Source organism: Neoluteolibacter marinus, from assembly GCF_014904755.1.
Classification (GTDB): domain Bacteria; phylum Verrucomicrobiota; class Verrucomicrobiia; order Verrucomicrobiales; family Akkermansiaceae; genus Haloferula; species Haloferula marina.
Genome location: NZ_JACZFQ010000023.1, coordinates 66,532 through 84,108 on the forward strand (window position 1 = coordinate 66,532; position 17,577 = coordinate 84,108).

The 17,577-nt window shown below is 66.1% G+C and carries 14 protein-coding genes; all 14 read left to right on the plus strand.

The genetic code is table 11. The annotated features are described in order from the left end of the window. The first annotated feature begins 20 nt into the window (after positions 1-20). Positions 21-1,574: a sodium:solute symporter family protein gene (locus tag IG178_RS06535; RefSeq protein WP_193211722.1), complete on the plus strand. Its 1,554-nt coding sequence runs from the start codon at positions 21-23 to the stop codon at positions 1,572-1,574. Between the two features lie 4 nt (positions 1,575-1,578). Next, positions 1,579-2,649, plus strand: coding sequence for a hypothetical protein (locus tag IG178_RS06540; RefSeq protein WP_193211723.1), 1,071 nt, complete (start codon positions 1,579-1,581; stop codon positions 2,647-2,649). 41 nt (positions 2,650-2,690) lie between these two features. Then, positions 2,691-4,109 (plus strand): aldehyde dehydrogenase family protein, encoded by a 1,419-nt coding sequence (locus IG178_RS06545; RefSeq protein ID WP_193211724.1) that lies wholly within the window; start codon positions 2,691-2,693, stop codon positions 4,107-4,109. A gap of 285 nt (positions 4,110-4,394) precedes the next feature. Then, positions 4,395-5,522 carry an iron-containing alcohol dehydrogenase gene (locus IG178_RS06550; RefSeq protein WP_193211725.1) on the plus strand — a complete coding sequence of 376 codons (1,128 nt, stop codon included), beginning with the start codon at positions 4,395-4,397 and terminating at the stop codon, positions 5,520-5,522. Further along, positions 5,519-6,694 (plus strand): outer membrane protein assembly factor BamB family protein, encoded by a 1,176-nt coding sequence (locus IG178_RS06555; RefSeq protein WP_193211726.1) that lies wholly within the window; start codon positions 5,519-5,521, stop codon positions 6,692-6,694. Before IG178_RS06550 ends, IG178_RS06555 begins: the two co-directional genes overlap by 4 nt. 199 nt (positions 6,695-6,893) lie before the next feature. Then, on the plus strand, positions 6,894-8,225 hold the full coding sequence (locus IG178_RS06560) for a coproporphyrinogen-III oxidase family protein (RefSeq protein WP_193211727.1): 1,332 nt from the start codon (positions 6,894-6,896) through the stop codon (positions 8,223-8,225). Positions 8,226-8,264: 39 nt separating this feature from the next. Beyond that, complete coding sequence (locus tag IG178_RS06565) at positions 8,265-8,810, plus strand: hypothetical protein (RefSeq protein ID WP_193211728.1); 546 nt, start codon at positions 8,265-8,267, stop codon at positions 8,808-8,810. Continuing rightward, complete coding sequence (locus tag IG178_RS06570; RefSeq protein ID WP_193211729.1) at positions 8,807-10,057, plus strand: NAD(P)/FAD-dependent oxidoreductase; 1,251 nt, start codon at positions 8,807-8,809, stop codon at positions 10,055-10,057. Before IG178_RS06565 ends, IG178_RS06570 begins: the two co-directional genes overlap by 4 nt. A gap of 55 nt (positions 10,058-10,112) precedes the next feature. Then, complete coding sequence (locus IG178_RS06575) at positions 10,113-11,399, plus strand: glycosyltransferase (RefSeq protein ID WP_193211730.1); 1,287 nt, start codon at positions 10,113-10,115, stop codon at positions 11,397-11,399. Next, the gene (locus tag IG178_RS06580) at positions 11,396-11,830 is read left to right on the plus strand and encodes an acyl-CoA thioesterase (RefSeq protein ID WP_193211731.1); all 435 of its coding nucleotides are present in this window, start codon (positions 11,396-11,398) and stop codon (positions 11,828-11,830) included. Before IG178_RS06575 ends, IG178_RS06580 begins: the two co-directional genes overlap by 4 nt. A gap of 59 nt (positions 11,831-11,889) precedes the next feature. Further along, positions 11,890-12,432: a hypothetical protein gene (locus IG178_RS06585; protein WP_226895009.1), complete on the plus strand. Its 543-nt coding sequence runs from the start codon at positions 11,890-11,892 to the stop codon at positions 12,430-12,432. Positions 12,433-12,455: 23 nt separating this feature from the next. Further along, complete coding sequence (locus IG178_RS06590) at positions 12,456-13,664, plus strand: phenylacetate--CoA ligase family protein (protein ID WP_193211732.1); 1,209 nt, start codon at positions 12,456-12,458, stop codon at positions 13,662-13,664. Next, positions 13,661-14,347 carry an ABC transporter ATP-binding protein gene (locus IG178_RS06595; RefSeq protein WP_193211733.1) on the plus strand — a complete coding sequence of 229 codons (687 nt, stop codon included), beginning with the start codon at positions 13,661-13,663 and terminating at the stop codon, positions 14,345-14,347. The genes IG178_RS06590 and IG178_RS06595 overlap by 4 nt, the downstream gene beginning before the upstream one ends. Before the next feature lie 17 nt (positions 14,348-14,364). After that, positions 14,365-17,568 carry an ABC transporter permease gene (locus IG178_RS06600; protein WP_193211734.1) on the plus strand — a complete coding sequence of 1,068 codons (3,204 nt, stop codon included), beginning with the start codon at positions 14,365-14,367 and terminating at the stop codon, positions 17,566-17,568. The last annotated feature ends 9 nt before the right edge of the window (positions 17,569-17,577 follow it).

The window sequence follows — 17,577 nt, forward strand, 5'->3', positions numbered from 1 at the left end:
CCCGCGAAGCGGGCCACTCCATGACCTCCCTCTACATCATCATCGGCTACCTCGCCCTGCTCATCGGTCTCGGGGTGATCAGCAACCGCTTCTCGAAGGGCACCTCGGCGGACTTCTTCATCGTCAACCGCTCGGTCGGCTCGTTCCTGCTGCTGATGTCGATCTTCGGCACCACCATGACCGGCTTCGCCTTGGTCGGCTCCACCGGCAAGGCCTACACCTCCGGAATCGGCACCTACGGCCTGATGGCCTCCTGGTCGGGACTGATCCACTCGGCCGTCTTCTTCCTCGTCGGCATCCGCCTGTGGGCCGTTGGCAAGCGCCACGGCTACCTGACCCAGTGCGAGTATTTCCGCAATCGCTTCGACTCGCAGGGCCTCGGCTACCTGCTGTTCCCGATCCTCATCCTCCTGCTCATCCCGTATTTGTTGGTCGGGGTCATCTCCGCCGGAAAATTCATCCAGGCCTCGACCAAGGGAATGTTCCCCGAGCAGTTCGCGCTCAACCTTCCGAACGGCAACCCTCACCCCCTCAGCGGAGGGATTCCCCCGGAGCTTGGCGGCGCGATCATCTGCGGCATCGTGCTGTTCTACGTGTTCTTCGGCGGCCTGCGCGGCGCGGTCTGGGCGAATACCTTCCAGACTCTGGTCTTCATGATCACCGGGGTCATCGCCTTCTGGATGATCTCCAGCCGCCTCGGGGGCCTCTCCGCTGCCAGCCAGGCCGTCCTCGACAGCGAGTTCGCGAAACCCCGCGCCGCCCGCGAGGGACTCATCGGCCAGGCCCAGTTCTTCACCTACTGCTTCATCCCGCTTTCCGTCGGGATGTTTCCCCACCTCTTCCAGCACTGGCTCACCGCGAAGAGCGCCAAGTCGTTCAAGCTCACCGTCGTCGCCCACCCGATCTTCATCATGATCGTCTGGGTGCCCTGCATCCTCATCGGAATCTGGGCTGCCGCCCACGTCGGGCCGCTCGGACCCGGCCAGTCGCCGAACTCGATCCTCGGCCGCATGGTCGAAAGCCTCGTCCACTCTCCCGTGCTTTCGGGCCTCGTCGGCGCCGGCGTGCTCGCCGCGATCATGTCATCGCTCGACTCCCAATTCATGTGCCTCGGCACGATGTTCACCAAGGACATCGTCCTGAAGAAGTTCGGCGAGGACCGGTTCAGCGATTCGCAGAAAGTCCTGATCGCCCGCGGCTTCATCCTCGCCATCGTCGCGATCACCTACGGCCTCTCGGTCTCGCTGATGAACAGCGCCCACGTCTTCGACCTCGGCGTCTGGTGCTTCAGCGGCTTCGCCGGCTTGTTCCCGCTGGTGGTCGGCGCCGTGTATTGGAAAGGCACCACCCGGCTCGGCGCCATCGCCTGCATCCTCGTCACCGCCGTCACCTGGAGCGTGCTCTTCTACCGCGACATCATCGCCGTGAAGCCGCCGGGGGCCGAGGACGAGTTGCTGATCGCGGGCATGATGCCCGTCACCTTCATCGTCGCCGCCTCGGCCATTTCCCTGGTGGTCGTCTCGCTGCTCACGCCGAAGCCCGCCGACGCCACCCTCCGCAAGTTCTTCGCGTAAGACCATGTCATCCCCGCTCACTCCCGAACAAGCCTCCGCCGAACTCGACGCCCACACCCGCGAGATGGTGCGGTGGCACTTTTCTCCGGAAACCGGCTGCCCCTACTGGCTCGACCGCGCCAAGACCTTCGGTTTCGACCCGCTCGAGGACGTCCAGTGCTTCGCGGACATCTCGAAGTTCGACCTCTTCGACGACGAGATCCTGCGCAAGGAAGACCCCGCCCGCTTCATCCCGAAGGCTTTCGGCGACCGGCCCTACAACGTCTTCGAGACCGGCGGTACCACCGGCATGCCGAAGCAACGCATCGGCTGGGACGACTACAAGACCGACTACACCGAGTTCTCCGACCACTACGGCCCCGATTTCTTCCCGAGCAAAGCGAACTGGCTGATGGTCGGACCGACCGGCCCGCGCCGCCTGCGCATGGCCATCGAGCACCTCGCCAACATCCGCGGCGGCGCGTGCTATTTCATCGACCTCGATCCCCGCTGGGTGAAGCGCCTCATCGGCATGGGCGAAATGAAGATGGCCAAGCTCTACCAGGAGCACGTCATCGACCAGGCCGCCACCATCATCCGCCACCGCGACATCGGCTGCCTTTTCACTACACCCAAGCTCCTTGAGTCCCTCGCCGAGCGCATGTCGCTGGCCGATGCCGGCATCCGCGGCGTGTTCGCCGGCGGCACCACCATGACCCCGCAGTATGTCCGCTTCATCGAGGAGGAAGTGCTCGAGGGGAAAATCAACTTCGCACCCACCTACGGCAACACCCTGATGGGCCTCGCCATCAGCAAAAAGCGCGGTCCCGGCGAATACAGTCTCACCTACCACGCCCCCCAGCCCCGCGCCGTGCTGCGCATCGTCAACCCGGACGCCCCGGAGGAGCTCATGCCCTACGACGAATACGGCCGCGTCGAGCTCACCACCATGACGAAGGAATTCTTCATGCCCCGCTTCCTCGAACGCGACGAAGCCATCCGCCGCCGCCCCTGCGACGAATTCCCCTGGGACGGCGTCGGCGACGTCCGCCCGTTCCAGTCCGGAACCAAGACCGTGATCGAGGGTGTCTATTGATCCAACCCCTGCTCACTGATCACCGATCACTCGGCACTTCCATGAACATCCCCATCCTCCGCCTCGGCCAAACCTACGAGAGCTACGACCAGGTCGAACTCGATCTCGGCGGCGGGGAAACGCTCGTCACCCACACCGCCAATCCCGGCCTGATCCGCCGCGACCTGCTGCGCATCGCCGAGGCGAAAGCGGCCCTCGACGCCATCCCCGCCGACACCCTGGCCAGCTACTGCGAGCAGGCCGCCGAGCTCTTCCTCCATGCCGAACTTCCTTGCGGCGACGCGACCCAGTCGCCGCGGCAGTACATCGAATCCCTCTCCGCCCTCACCCGCCTGCCCCACTCGCTGGTGCGCATGAACATGGGTAAGATCCATGCCGCGATGTCGCAGGTCCGCACCGTAATCAACGGCCTGACCCGCAACCTGCCGCTGGAGATTTTCGACCGCGGCCTCGCCTCCCTGACCGACCTCGCCGTCAACTACTACCCCGCCACGACTTCCCTCGGCGTCTCGCTGCCCAGCAACGCCCCGGCGGTCAACTCGCTGTGGATCCCCGCCCCGGTGATGAAAATCCCGGTCCTCCTCAAGCCCGGCCGCGAGGATCCCTTCACGCCGCTGCGCATCGTCCAGGCGATGATCCAAGCGGGCTTCCCCAAGGAGGCCTTCGGCTTCTACCCGACCACCCACGAGGGCGGCGACACCATCCTCACCTGCTGCGGCCGCGGCATCGCCTTCGGCAACGACACGACGCTGAAGAAATACGCCGCTTTCCCCAGCATCTCCGTCCACGGCACCGGCCGTTCGAAGATCCTGATCGGCGAGGACATGATCGGGCGCTGGCCCGAGTTCCTCGACGTCATCGTCCAGTCGATCTCCGCCAATGGCGGCCGCTCATGTATCAACACCTCGGCCATCCTCGTCCCGAGTCACCGCGACGAACTCGCCGACGCCATCGCCCGGCGTCTCGCCGAGATCAAGCCGCTGGCCCGCGACGACGAGCAGGCCCTGCTCTGCGGCTTCGCCAACCCCGCCATGGCCGACGGCATCGACGACCTCATCACCTCCCAGCTCAAGGAGCCCGGGGCCGAAGACCTCACGGCCCGGCACCGCGACGGCGAGCGCAAGGTCGGGGCCTTCGACCAGACCTACCTCCAGCCGACCCTCGTTTCCTGCAGCGACCCCGAACACCCGCTCGCCAACACCGAGTTCATGTTCCCCTACGCGAGCATCGTCGAGATCCCGCAAAAGGACATGCTCGAGAACATCGGCCAGACCCTCGTCGTTTCCGCCTTCACAGAAGATCCGGATTTCATCCAGCAGCTGCTCCTCAGCCCCGACATCGAACGCCTCAACCTCGGTCCCTACCCCACCAACCGCGTCCAATGGGAACAACCCCACGAAGGCAACCTCTTCGAGTTCCTCTACCACCGCCGCGCGATCCAGGGAGATCTAGTTACTTGATATGAACGAACCGCGGAGGCGCAGAGGTCGCAGAGCAGTCCGCAGAGATTCTCTCAATCACGAGGCAGCTCGATTCACGCCCACACACATTTCCCTCGTCCCTCCGCGCTCATCTCCGCGACCTCTGCGCCTCCGCGGTTCGTTTGACCCGATCCAACACATCCAGACGGCACTCAGCAAATCCCCGGAATAGAAGGCCTCTGCACTCCTCCCATCCCGGATCTCATCCATTCCGCGCTCACCTCCGCGACCTCTGCTCCTCCGCGGTTCGTTCGACCATCCACCATGACCTCCTTCGACGCCCGACCCAGCCCCCGAATCGTTTTCGGCGCCGGACGTCTCGCCGAGCTTCCCGAATGCGTCGCCACCCTCGGCGTCTCGAAGCTCCTCCTCGTCACCGACCCCGGCATCGTCGCCGCCGGCCACGTCGGACGCGCCACCGGCTATCTCGAAGCCGCCGGACTGTCGGTTACCGTATTCCAAGGAACCCACGTCAACCCCTCCGAATCCGACATCGAGGCCTGCCGCTCCTTCGCCACCGAGCTCCAGCCCGACGCCATCATCGGACTCGGCGGCGGCAGCAGCATGGACACCGCGAAGGGCTGCAATTTCCTCCTCCACAACCCCGGCCGCATGTCCGACTACCGCGGCTACGGATTGGCGAAGAACGCAATGCTGCCGTTCATCGCCATCCCCACCACCGCGGGCACCGGCAGCGAATGCCAATCCTACGCCGTGGTCTCGCGCGACGGCTCCCACGAGAAGATGGCCTGCGGCGACCCCAAGGCCCTTGCGAAGATCGCCATCCTCGACCCCGAGCTCACCGTTTCGCAGCCGCAGCCCGTCGCCACCCTGACCGCCCTCGACGCCCTCTCCCACGCGCTCGAGTCCGCCGTGTGCACCAAGCGCAACCCGATTTCCTCCGCTTACTCGGCCGAAGCCTTCCGCCTCATCGCCTCCGCCATCCGGCCGGTGCTCGCGGGCAGCGCCGGTCCCGACACCCGGGGCCGCATGTTGCTGGGCGCGGCCATGGCCGGCTCCGCGATCGAGAACAGCATGCTCGGCGCCGCTCACGCCACCGCCAACCCGTTGACCGCGCGCTTCGACGTCGCCCACGGCCACGCCGTCTCGCTGATGCTCCCGCACGTCGTCCGGCTCAACTCCGCCGACCCGGCCGCCGCCGCCATCTACGACGGCCTCGCACGCACGCTCGGCGAACCGCTGCTGCCCTGGCTGGAGGAAACCATCGCGCTCGCCGGACTCGACACGCCGGTGATCGACCCCGCCACCATCCCAGACCTCGCCGCCGATGCCGCCCGGCAGTGGACCGGTCGCTTCAATCCCGTCCCCCTCCGGGACCCGGAAATCACGTCGCTCTATCACTCAAGCTTCGCCGCGGCGGCCGCGCCATGATCCCGTTCACCCACCGCTATTGGCCGGTGACCGGCCTGCTTCCGCTCTCCGTCGTGCTGCTCAACGCCTGTGGAGAAAAGCAGGAACCCGCAACGCCCGCAGCCGAACCCCAAGCCATCGCTGCCAGCGCCTGGCCGATCACCCGCGGCGGCCCGGGCCTCCAGGGACGGATCGAGGGCCCGGCTCCGAAGCAGCCGGAGATCGAATGGACCTATGACCTCGGCAGCCCGGGCGTCGCCGAAGCGGCCGTTGCCGACGGCGCGATCGTCGTGGGCGACGTGATGGGCAACATCCACTGCATCGACCTCGAAACCCGCGAACGACGCTGGCTGCACGAAACCGACGACACCATCGAAGCCGCTCCCGCCATTTCCAACGGCCGCGTCTTTGTCGGATCCGGCGACGAGAAGTTCCTCGCGCTGGACCTGAAGACCGGCGATGAGCTCTGGCACCTCCAAGGCACCGAGAAATTCTCCTCCGCCGCCAACCTGGTAACCGCCCCCGGTGGCACCGACGAATGGGTTCTGGTCAACGGTTACGACGGCATCACCCGCTGCCTGCTGGCCGCCGACGGCTCCGAGGTCTGGACCTACAAGACCGACGACTACATCAACGGCACCCCGGCGGTCATTGACGGCCGTTACGTGGCGTTCGGCGGTTGCGACAAGGTCGTCCACGTCCTCAATCTGGCCGACGGCACCCTCGCCAACGAAGTCGTCACCGACGCCCAGATCACCAACTCGGTCGCCACCGCCGGGACCATGATCTATTGCGGCAACTACGCCAACCAGGTGATCGCCGCCGAGGCCACCGCGGAAAACCTCGCCTGGATCTACGAGGGCGACGACTTCCCCTTCTTCACCGCACCGGCCGTCGACGAACGGCACGTCTACATCGGCTGCCGCGACAAGAAGCTGCACGCCATCGACCGCGCCACCGGCAAGGCCGCGTGGACCTTCCAAACCGGCGGGCGGGTCGAGAGCTCGCCCCTCGCCTTCGACGATGCCATCGTCTTCGGGTCCAGCGACGGCCGTCTCTACGCCGCCGCTCCCGCCGACGGAGCAGAGCTCTGGCGGCTCGATCTGGGCGAAGACCTGACCGCCGCGCCGGTCTTCGCCGAGGGCCGGATCATCATCGCGGGTGGCGACGGCACGCTTTTCGTGCTCAAGTAGCTTTGGACTGCGGTGGCAGACCGAGTCTTCGAGCGCCGACACCGCTTTCGCGACACCCCAGGATCCTGCAAAGATCTCAGAACTCAGTCACCCGATTCGCCACCCCGACCGGATTCCCACCGAAACTTTCACGCGTCTCCCGACGTTCCCTTTCCGCCAAACGCCCACCGCCGCGGCAAGCCGCCGCACCCCGACGACCATGTCTGACACCACCTCGACCCCGCCGAAGAAGCACGCCACCCGTGCCGGCAATTATTTCATCTCGAACTACCCGCCGTTCTCGTTCTGGTCGGAGGACAACGCGGCCGCCGTCGAGGAAGCCTACTCCGCGCCCCACGAGGGCACCCCGCCGCCGCTCGGCCTCTACCACCACATCCCCTTCTGCCGGAAGCGCTGCCACTTCTGCTACTTCCGCGTCTACACCGACAAGAACGCTGACGAGATCAAGCACTACCTCGACTGCACCGTCCGAGAGCTCGAGATGATGGCGCGCAAGCCGCTCATCGCCGGCCGCAAGCCGCAATTCGTCTACTTCGGCGGCGGCACCCCGTCCTACCTCTCGCCGAGCCAGCTCACCGATCTCACCGACCGCATGAAGGCGCTGCTCCCCTGGAATGCCGCCGAGGAGATCGCCTTCGAGGCCGAACCCGGCACGCTCAACCCGAACAAGGTGAAAGCGATCAAGGACATCGGCGTCACCCGCCTGTCGCTCGGCATCGAGAACTTCGACGACCGCATCCTCGAGATCAACGGCCGCGCCCACCGCACCAAGGAGGTTTTCCGCGCCTACGAACGGATCCGCGCCGAGGGCTTCGACCAGGTCAACATCGACCTCATTGCCGGCATGCTCGAGGAGACCGAGGAGAACTGGCAGGAGAACATCGCCAGGACCCTCGAGCTCCAGCCCGACAGCGTCACGATCTATCAGATGGAGGTGCCCTACAACACCGGCATCTACAAGGACATGAAAGCCAGCGGCAGCCTGGTCGCACCGATCGCCGACTGGGAAACAAAGCGCCGCTGGGTCAAGGAGGCTTTCGCCGCGCTCGAGGCCGACGGCTACACCATCAGCTCCGGCTATACCGCGGTGAAGGATCCCAAGCGCACCAAGTTCATCTACCGCGACTCGCTGTGGGGCGGGGCCGACCTGCTGGGCATCGGAGTGGCCTCGTTCTCCCACGCCAAGGGCGTCCACTACCAGAACCTCACCGAGATCGACGACTACGACAAGGCTCTCGACGCCGGCCGGATGCCGACCAAGCGCGCGCTCAAGACCACGCCGGAGGAACGGATGATCCGCGAGTTCATTCTCCGCATGAAACTCGGCCGCGTCGATGCCGCCCATTTCCGCGACAAATACGACGTCGATGTCCTCGAACGCTTCGCCGCCCCCTTGGCGCAGATCCAGAGCGAAGGCCTGCTCAACATCGAGGACTCCGCCATCGTCCTCAACCGCGACGGCCTGCTCTGCGTCGACAACCTGCTGCACGACTTCTTCCTGCCGCAGCACGTCACCGACAAGATCGTCTGATCGGAGCGCCCTCCCGGAACCACCCGACAAACCCACCGCATGGAAACCGCGACACCCACCCTGCCCGAGGAACTTTCCCCCATCCTCGCCAGCTCCCGTCTCGGCACCACGCCCCTTACCTGGATCCCCGCGACCTCGGTCGTCCCGCCCTTCGACCGCCTGCTGGTCCACGACCACGACATGACCTCCGAGCTCGCCCGCTTCCACGGCGACTCGATCGCGCTCCAGATCCATCGCGCCCTGCATCAGGACGGCACCTATCTCCGCGAAGTGACCCTTCATGCGGCAGCCAGCGGCGAACCGGTCGAATACGGCCTGATCGAGATCCTGCTCGATTCATTCACCGCTCAACTCCGCCCGCGGATCCTCGCCGGCGACACTCCGCTCGGAGCCATCCTCAACGAATCCGGCCTTCCTTATGGCAGTGAGCCACAGGGCTTCTTCACGGTTCCGGTGGACTCTCTGCACGGGACATTTCCGAGATCCGCCGGTGGCGAAATCCTCTACGGGCGCTACAATCACCTGATTTCCCGCGACGGCCCTTGCCTCGCGCGCATCCTTGAGATTCTTCCGACCGTGCCATGAGCGACTACGACGCGATCATCATCGGCGGCGGCCCCGCCGGCAGCAGCTCCGCCGCCCTGCTGGCGGAAATGGGCCACCGCGTCCTTTTGTTAGAGAAGACGACTTTCCCCCGCTACCACGTCGGCGAGTCGCTGATGCCCTTCTGCTGGTTCATGCTCAACCGGCTAGGCGTCACCGGCAAGATGGACGAGATCGGCTTCCAGCAGAAGAAGTCCGTCCAGTTCGCCACCACCGACGGCCGCATTTCGGCGCCCTTCTACTTCTTCCAGCACTTCGACCACCCCGCCGCCACCACCTGGCAGGTCGAGCGGGCCGACTTCGACCTGATGCTGCTCGACAACGCCCGCGCGAAAGGCGCCGAGGTCCGCGAGAACACCACCGCGCTGGAGTTCCTCAAGGACGGCGAACGCGTCACCGGCGTCCGTGCCCGCAGCGGCGACGAGGATGCCTTCGAGGTCACCGCCACCGTCACCCTCGATTGCACCGGCCGCGACGCCCTATTCCAGCGCAAGCACGGCTGGCGCAAGCGCGACCCGATGCTCAACAAGATCTCGATCTGGACCTTCTTCAAGGGTGCCAAGCGCGACCCGGGGCTCGACGAGGGCGCCACCACCATCGCCTACCTCCCGGAAGGCGGCTGGTTCTGGAACATCCCGCTGCGCGACGACATCGTCAGCTCCGGCATCGTCGCCGAGCGCGACTACCTCTACCGCGACACCCGCGACCCGGCGGAAATCTTCGCCCGCGAGATCCACAACAACGCCTGGATCCACGACCACCTCTCGGCCGGCGAACAGTTCGGCCAATACTGGGTCACCGGCGAATATTCCTACCGCGCCGAACACTGCGCCACCGACGGTCTGGTCCTGGTCGGCGATGCCTTCGCCTTTCTCGATCCCGTCTTCTCCAGCGGCGTCTTCCTCGCCCTCAAGTCCGGCGAGATGGCCGCCGATGCCGTCCATGCCGCCTTGGAAAAAGGAGACACCTCCGCATCGGCATTTGCCAGCTACGGCGAACAGCTGTGCAGCCACATCGAGGTCATGCGCAAGCTGGTCTACGCCTTCTACGACCCGGAGTTCAGCTTTGGAAAACTCATCCGCATGCATCCCGACCTGCGCGGCAAGCTGACCGACTGCCTGATCGGCAACGTCGAGGGCCAGGACTACTCCGACCTCGCCGCCGCCATGGCCGAGATCGCCGAGCTCCCCGCCGAGCTGGACTACGGCCACGTTCCCGCCGGTGTGTGAATCGGGGATTTCCTCCCTGAAAACTGAACACTGAAAACTGGCAAACTTCTTTTCAGTGAACATCGCCATCCTCACCCCCGGCACCGGTTCCTACTACTGCGGTGCCTGCATGCGCGACAACGCCCTCGCCAAGTCGCTCCACGCCGCCGGCCACCGCGTGTCGCTGCTGCCGATGTACCTGCCGCTGCAGCTCGACGAGGACCAGCACCTGCAAGCCGACAACCCGATCTTCTTCGGCGGCATCAACGTCTTCCTCCAACAGAAGCTCGCGCTCTTCCGCCACACCCCGCGCTGGCTCGACTCCCTGCTCAACCACAGTGGCCTGCTGCGTTCCGCGGCGAAGCGCAGCCACATGACCTCCGCCCGCGAGCACGGTGAGATGGCGCTCGCGATGCTGCGCATCGAGGACAGCCACTTCGGCAAGGAACTCGACAAGCTCATCGACTGGCTCGCCACCGACAAGCCCGAAATCCTCGTCCTCGGCACCGCCCTCCAAGCCGGGATGATCCGCGAACTCAAGAGCCGCCTCGGCGTGAAGATCATCTGCTGCTTCCAGGGCGAGGACAGCTTCCTTGACGGCTTGCCCGAGCCCTTCAAATCCGGCAGCTGGTCCGAGCTCCGCAAGCGCCTTCCCGAGGCCGACCTGCTGGTCGCGCCGAGCGCCTTCTACGCCGACCTCATGCGCCGCCGGCTCGATGACCCCACCCTCAAGATCGAGGTCATCCCCAACGGCATCGACCTCGCCGGCTACCAGATTTCGAAGCCAGCACAATCGCCACCGGTGATCGGCTTCCTGGCCCGCATGATCCGAGAAAAGGGCGTCCATCACCTAGTCGAGGCCTTCATTCATCTCCGCACCACGCTCCAGCACCCCGATGCCCGTCTGCACATCGCCGGTGCCTCCACTGCCGGCGACGTCAAGCTGGTGGACGAGCTCAAGCAACAACTCCACGCCACCGGCCTCAGCGACCACGTCACCTGGTCGCCCAACCTTTCCCGCGACGACAAGGCCGCGATGCTCTCGTCGCTGACCCTCTTCAGCGTCCCGGCCACCTATCCGGAGGCCTTCGGGCTCTATCTGGTCGAAGCCCTCGCCAGCGGGGTGCCGGTGGTCATGCCCCACGCTTCCTCATTCCCCGAAATCATCACCCCCAGCGAAGCCGGCCTGCTGGTCCCGCCCGACGACCCGATCGCCCTCGCCACCGCTTGGCACGAGCTGCTCCAGCGCCCCGACCAGCTCCGCGACTTCCGGGAAAAGGGTCGCCGCGCCGCCGAGCAATCTTATAGCGTCGAGGCCATGCGCGACCGCTTCCTGGCCGTCGCCGAATCCCTTCTTCCATGAGCAAGCCCGTCTTCGAAATCCAGCGCCACGTCGAGTTCTACGAGACCGACATGGCCGGCATCGTCCACTTCTCGAACTTCTTCCGCTACATGGAAGCCTGCGAGCACGCCTTCGTGCGCAGCCTCGACCACGAACTCCACGGCATGCTCGACGGCCTCGAGACCGGCTGGCCGCGGGTCAACGCGACTTGCGACTACCGCGCCCCCGCCCGCTTCGGCGACCTGCTGACGATCCGCCTCTACCTCGAGGAAATCCGCAACCGCTCGGTGCGCTACCGCTTTGAAATCTCCCGCGACGCCATCCTTGTCGCCGAAGGCGCCATCGCCGCCGCCCACGTCGCCATCACGCCCGACGGGATCAAGGCCGTCCCCCTACCCGAACCGCTCAAGCTCAAACTCCAATCACTGATCACGGATCACAACCGAACGTAGTGAGATGGAGCCACTGAATGCTTCAAACTCCTTGGCTCAAATCACTTGGCACTTCCCCGATGAAATCCATGAACTGGCTCTACCTCGCCCTCGTTACCGTCGCCTGCTGGGGACTCTACGGCATCTTCCTCCACGCCGGCCAGGTCGGCATGAAGGATCCGGTGCTCGGCCGCTACAAGGCCTTCCTCTTCGTCGGCATCGCCTACTTCCTCACTGCCGTCCTCGCACCGCTGATCATCCTGCTCACCTCGAAGGGCATGGACTGGAACATGCCGCCGAAGGGCATGTGGGTCTCGCTCTTCGCCGGCATCCTCGGCGCCATCGGCGCCTTCTTCGTGCTGCTCGCCATGGGATCCGGTGCCAAGGCCGGCATGAACCCGGGCATCGTCGCGGTCTCGGTGATGTCGATCATTTTCGCCGGCGCGCCGATCGTGAACGCGATCGTCGGCATTGCCATGCACCCGCCGAAGGGCGGTCTCTCCGCGATCCCCTGGCAATTCATCTGCGGCATCCTGCTGGCTGCGCTCGGTGGCTTCATGGTCACCAAGTTCAAGCCGGCACCGGCGCCTCCGGCGGCGGTCGCGGCGCCAGCTGAGAAATAGGACCTATACGACCGATAGGACCCATGCCCGACACCCTGGACAGCCTGAACCGGCTTTTCGCCGCCATCCTCCCGGCGAACGCCTTCTACCAACGAAAACTCGGCGACCTTCCTTCCTTCAATTCCATTGCCGAGTTCTCCGCATCGGTCCCCTTCACCACCAAGGAAGAACTCGCCGCCGACCACGAGGAACACCCGCCTTACGGGAGCACCCATAGTTTCCCGCTCGCAAGCTACCACCGCTTCCACCAGACCAGCGGCACCCGCGGCAAGCCGCTGATCTGGCTCGATGATCCCGCCGGCTGGTCCTGGATCCTCGACAACTGGGAGTGGGTCTGGCGCGGGGCCGGCGTGGCGGCAGGCGACACCGCCTTCTTCCCCTTCTCCTTCGGACCCTTCCTCGGCTTCTGGGCCGGCTTCGAAGCCGCCACCCGCATGGGCATTCGTGCGGTCCCCGGCGGCGGGCTTTCGTCCGAAGACCGCCTCCACCTGCTCCAGCGCAGCCAGTCGACCGTGCTCTGCTGCACCCCCACCTACGCCCTCCGCCTCGCCGAGGTCGGCGGGAAGATCGGCCTGCCGGTCGCCTCGCTCGGGGTCACGACGATCATCGTCTGCGGCGAACCCGGCGGCTCCATCCCCGCGGTCCGTGCCCGCATCGAGACCGCGTGGGGTGCCCGGGTCTTCGACCACCACGGCATGACCGAGGTCGGCCCGGTCTCGGTCAGCTCGGCATCCGATCCCGACCTGCTCCTGCTACGTCACGAATCGTACTTCGCCGAGGTCATCGACCCCGCCAGCGGCCGGCCTGCCGCCGACGGGGAGAGCGGAGAACTCGTCCTTACCACGCTCGGCCGCCACGGCTCGCCACTGGTCCGCTACCGCACCGGCGACCTCGTTCAGCCGGTCCCGCATGGCGACCGCTTCGCCCTCAAGGGCGGCATCCTCGCCCGCACCGACGACATGGTGGTGGTGCGCGGCATCAACATCCACCCCAGCTCGATCGACGCCGTCGTCCGCTCCATCGACGGCATCGCCGAGTATCAGGTCGAGATCGACCAGCGCTCCGCCCTCACCGAGCTGGCCCTCCAGGTCGAGGCGCCCGACGAGCTCGCTGCGGCCCTCGCCCAGAAGCTCCGCTCCACCTTCAGCCTGCGCATCCCGGTCACCCCCGTCGCCCCGGGCAGCCTGCCCGCCTTCGAGGTGAAGGCCAAACGCTGGAACATTCTCCGATGATCGAAGCCCACCAACTCTGCAAGTCCTACGAAACCCCGGGCGAAACGATCCGGGTGCTGCAGGATCTCGACCTCACGCTGGCCGACGGCGAGACCGCGTCCATCGTCGGCCCCAGCGGCAGCGGCAAGTCCACCCTGCTGAACCTGCTCGGTGCCCTCGACCGGCCGACTTCCGGCAGCATCGCGATCGGCGGCCAGGATATCTCAACCCTCACGACAGAGCAGGCCGCCGCCTTCCGCAACCACCAGCTCGGCTTCGTCTTCCAGCAGCACCACCTGCTGCCCCAGCTCACCGTCCTCGAGAACGTCCTCGTGCCGCGACTCGCCGGCGACTGGCAGGAATCCGCCGCCAGCACCGAGTCCCGCGCACGAGATCTCCTCCAGCAAGTCGGCCTCGGCGAACGCCTCGATCACCTGCCCTGGCAGCTCTCCGGCGGAGAAAAGCTGCGCACCGCCGTCGCCCGCGCCCTGGTTAACCAGCCCAAGCTCATCCTCGCCGACGAACCCACCGGTTCCCTCGACCCGGCGTCCACCGACACCGTCGCCGACCTGCTTCTCCAGCTCAACCGCGAGCAAGGCGTGACCCTCCTCGTTGTCACCCACAATGCCGCCCTCGCCAGCCGCATGTCCAAGACCTTCGAGCTCCGCAACGGACGCCTTTCCCCACGGATCACTGCCCATTGATCACTCGGCACTTCAAGATGACCGCCCGCACCTTCATCCTCCGCGGCCTGCGCCACTACCGGGGCGCCTACCTCGGCGTGCTGCTCGGCTCCGCCCTCGGCGCGATGGTTCTGTTAGGTGCCTTGTTTTCCGGCGACTCGGTCAAGTCCACACTGCGCCAGATTGCCGAGGAACGAACCGGCCGCACCACCCTGGTCCTGGCCGGCGGCGAAAACTTCTTCCGCGCCGCCTTGTCCGATGGTATCCCCGACACGGCCCCCATCCTTCAACTCCGCGGGCAGGTCGACACCCCCTCCGGCCGCTCGACGGGCCAGGTCAATCTCTTCGGCGTCACCCCGGACTTCTGGTCCTTCTCCAGCGGCGACACCACGCCCGCCCCGCTCGACAAGGAAGCCTGGGCGATCAACCGCGAGCTCGCCCGCAGCCTGGACCTCAAGACCGGCGACACCCTCGTCATCCGTCTCGGCAAACCCGGCCTCGTCTCGCGCGACGCCCCGCTTTCCGGCGAGCCCGAGGAACTGGTCACGATCCGCGGCAAGGTCGCCACGATCCGCGACGATGACGCCATGGGCCGTTTCGGACTCGAAGCCACCCAACTCCCCTCCCCGGCCATCTTCCTGCCGCTCAACCGGCTCGCCACCTCGATCGAGCGCCCCGGCGCCGCCAACCTGTTGCTTTTCGGTGGCGACCTGACTGTGGCCGATGCCACCACCGCGATTCGCTCCTCGACCCAGCTCGCCGACTACGGCCTCTCGCTGCAGGAGATCCCGCTTTCAAATGCCACCGAGATCCGCAGCGACCGCATTTTCCTGCCGCCGGTGATCGAGGGCAAACTGCGCCAGCTTCTTCCCGCCGCCCGGCCGCTCGTCACCTACCTCGCCAACACCATCGCCTCCAAGGGCAAGGAAACGCCCTACTCGATGGTCACCGGTGCCGACCCCGCCGCCGTATCTTTCCTGCCAGACGACCTTGCTCCGGATGAGATTGTGCTCAATTCCTGGGAGGCGGAAGACCTCGGCGCCGGCCCCGGTGACAAGGTCACCTTGAGCTACTACGTCCTCGGTAGTGGCAACCGGCTCGACGAGGATTCGTCGACCTTCACCGTGCGCGACATCGTCCCGCTCGAGGGAGCGGCCGCCGACAAGCTGTGGATGCCGGACTTTCCCGGCATCGCCGAAGCCGACAACTCCTCGGACTGGACACCTGGACTGCCGCTCGACCTGACCCGCATCCGCGACAAGGACGAAACCTACTGGGACGACCACCGCGGCACCCCCAAGGCCTTCATTCCCTACGCCGCAGCGGAGAAGCTCTGGAGCAACCGCTGGGGCTCGGCCACCGCGCTGCGATTCCCCGCCGGCGAGGGCAACCTGGAGCAGCGTATCCTCGATGTCCTGGAACCCGCCGATGCCGGACTGCTGCTCCGCGACCTCGGTGCCGAAAGCCGGGCCGCCGCGGCTTCGCCGGTAGACATCGCCGGCCTGTTCCTGAGCATGTCCTTCTTCCTGATCCTCGCTGCCGTCGCCCTCACCGCGATGCTCTTCCGATTCAACGTCGAGCAGCGTAACCACGAGAGCGGCCTGCTCGCCGCGCTGGGCATCCCGGCCGGGAAGATCCTGCGCTGGCGTTTGCTCGAAGGCGCGATCGTGGTGACCATTGGCAGCATCCTCGGCGCCCTGCTCGCTTTTGCCTACACCCGCGGCCTGCTGCTGTTCCTGGAATCGATCTGGAACCGCGGCGGCGAGCGCTTGTTCCGCTTCCACGCCGCACCGGCATCAGTCGTCGGCGGCATCCTCGGTTTCATCTTCCTGATGATGGTCACCATCTGGTTCGTGACCCGCCGCCAGGCCAAGCGCGCCGCCAGCCTGCGGCTTGAGTCCGGCACCGAAGAGGTCATCCGCCCGGGCAAGTCCCGAGCCCGCTGGCTTGCTCCGGCCGCGGCCCTCGCCGGGCTGGCCGCCATCCTCTCGGCCAAGGCCATCGGACCGCAAGGTGCCTTCTTCCTCGCCGGCTTCTCTTTCCTCGTCGCCGGTCTTGCCCTCTTCAAGGCCCGAGGCGTTTCAAAGCTGACGGGCGAACTCACCCCCGCCCGCCTGGCCCGACTCAACATCGTCCGTCGCCCAACCCGCTCGCTGGTCGTCGTCGGCTGCCTCGCTGCGGGACTGTTCCTTGTCGTATCGGTCACCGCGTTCCAGAAGCACGGCGGCGACGAGTGGAAAGAACGCTCCAGCAGCGCCGGCGGCTTTGCCTTCTGGATCGAGACCACCACACCCGTCCACCGCGGTGCCGCAGACGACAGCACCGCCGACCTCTTCAAGCTCGGCGACCAGCGGCAAGAACTCGGCGAGATCCTCCCCTTCCGGGTTGGCACCGGCGACGACGCGTCCTGCTTCAACCTGAACTCCGTCACCCGCCCGCGCCTTCTGGCCACGGATACGGCTGCCCTTGAGAAACGCGGTTCCTTCACGGTCAAGGCCGCGGCTCCCGGGATCGAAGCCAACTGGTCCGCACTCCGGGAGGGACCCAACATGCGGGCCTTCATCGACGAGACCACCTTGCTGTGGGTCCTCAAAAAGAAGCTCGGTGACACGATCGACTACACCGACGAGCAGGGCTCCACCTTCCCGGTCGAGATCGCCGGCACCCTCGACGGCAGTGTCTTCCAGGGCAGCTTCGTCGTCGACGAACAGCGCTTCCTCGAACGCTATCCCTCCACCGGCGGCTACCAGTTGTTCCTGGCCGATGCCCCCGGCGACCTCGAAGCCACCCGCGCCCTGCTCCAACGATCGCTCACCGACCTCGGTGCCACCGTCACCCCGACGGCCGAGCGCCTGGCGGCCTTCCACAGCGTCGAGAACACCTACATCTCGATCTTCAACGTCCTCGGCGGCCTCGGAGTCATCCTCGGCGCCGCCGGGCTCGGCCTGGTGACCGCACGCAACCTGGCCGAGCGCAACGCCGAGTTTGCCCAGCTGCAGCGGCTCGGCATCGCACCAAGGGTCATCCGCTCCATCGTCTTCCGCGAGACCCGCCGCTTGCTCTTCTGGGCGCTCGGCATCGGCCTGGTCGCAGCCCTGGTGTCGATCCTGCCAGCGCTACCCAAGGGCGACCTGATCACGACCCTGTCATGGATCGCCTCCCTCGCCCTGATGTTCCTGGCAATTGCCGCGGCCTGCGCCTGGCTGGCTTACCGCAAGGCGACACCGCTGGCGACGTCGTGAGGTTCCGTG

What these genes read in the sequence shown, in the direction of transcription:
- IG178_RS06535 (WP_193211722.1), top strand. Translation starts at nt 21, where the DNA reads ATGACCTCCCTCTACATCATCATCGGCTACCTCGCCCTGCTCATCGGT.
- IG178_RS06540 (WP_193211723.1), top strand. Translation starts at nt 1,579, where the DNA reads ATGTCATCCCCGCTCACTCCCGAACAAGCCTCCGCCGAACTCGACGCC.
- IG178_RS06545 (WP_193211724.1), top strand. Translation starts at nt 2,691, where the DNA reads ATGAACATCCCCATCCTCCGCCTCGGCCAAACCTACGAGAGCTACGAC.
- IG178_RS06550 (WP_193211725.1), top strand. Translation starts at nt 4,395, where the DNA reads ATGACCTCCTTCGACGCCCGACCCAGCCCCCGAATCGTTTTCGGCGCC.
- IG178_RS06555 (WP_193211726.1), top strand. Translation starts at nt 5,519, where the DNA reads ATGATCCCGTTCACCCACCGCTATTGGCCGGTGACCGGCCTGCTTCCG.
- IG178_RS06560 (WP_193211727.1), top strand. Translation starts at nt 6,894, where the DNA reads ATGTCTGACACCACCTCGACCCCGCCGAAGAAGCACGCCACCCGTGCC.
- IG178_RS06565 (WP_193211728.1), top strand. Translation starts at nt 8,265, where the DNA reads ATGGAAACCGCGACACCCACCCTGCCCGAGGAACTTTCCCCCATCCTC.
- IG178_RS06570 (WP_193211729.1), top strand. Translation starts at nt 8,807, where the DNA reads ATGAGCGACTACGACGCGATCATCATCGGCGGCGGCCCCGCCGGCAGC.
- IG178_RS06580 (WP_193211731.1), top strand. Translation starts at nt 11,396, where the DNA reads ATGAGCAAGCCCGTCTTCGAAATCCAGCGCCACGTCGAGTTCTACGAG.
- IG178_RS06585 (WP_226895009.1), top strand. Translation starts at nt 11,890, where the DNA reads ATGAAATCCATGAACTGGCTCTACCTCGCCCTCGTTACCGTCGCCTGC.
- IG178_RS06590 (WP_193211732.1), top strand. Translation starts at nt 12,456, where the DNA reads ATGCCCGACACCCTGGACAGCCTGAACCGGCTTTTCGCCGCCATCCTC.
- IG178_RS06595 (WP_193211733.1), top strand. Translation starts at nt 13,661, where the DNA reads ATGATCGAAGCCCACCAACTCTGCAAGTCCTACGAAACCCCGGGCGAA.
- IG178_RS06600 (WP_193211734.1), top strand. Translation starts at nt 14,365, where the DNA reads ATGACCGCCCGCACCTTCATCCTCCGCGGCCTGCGCCACTACCGGGGC.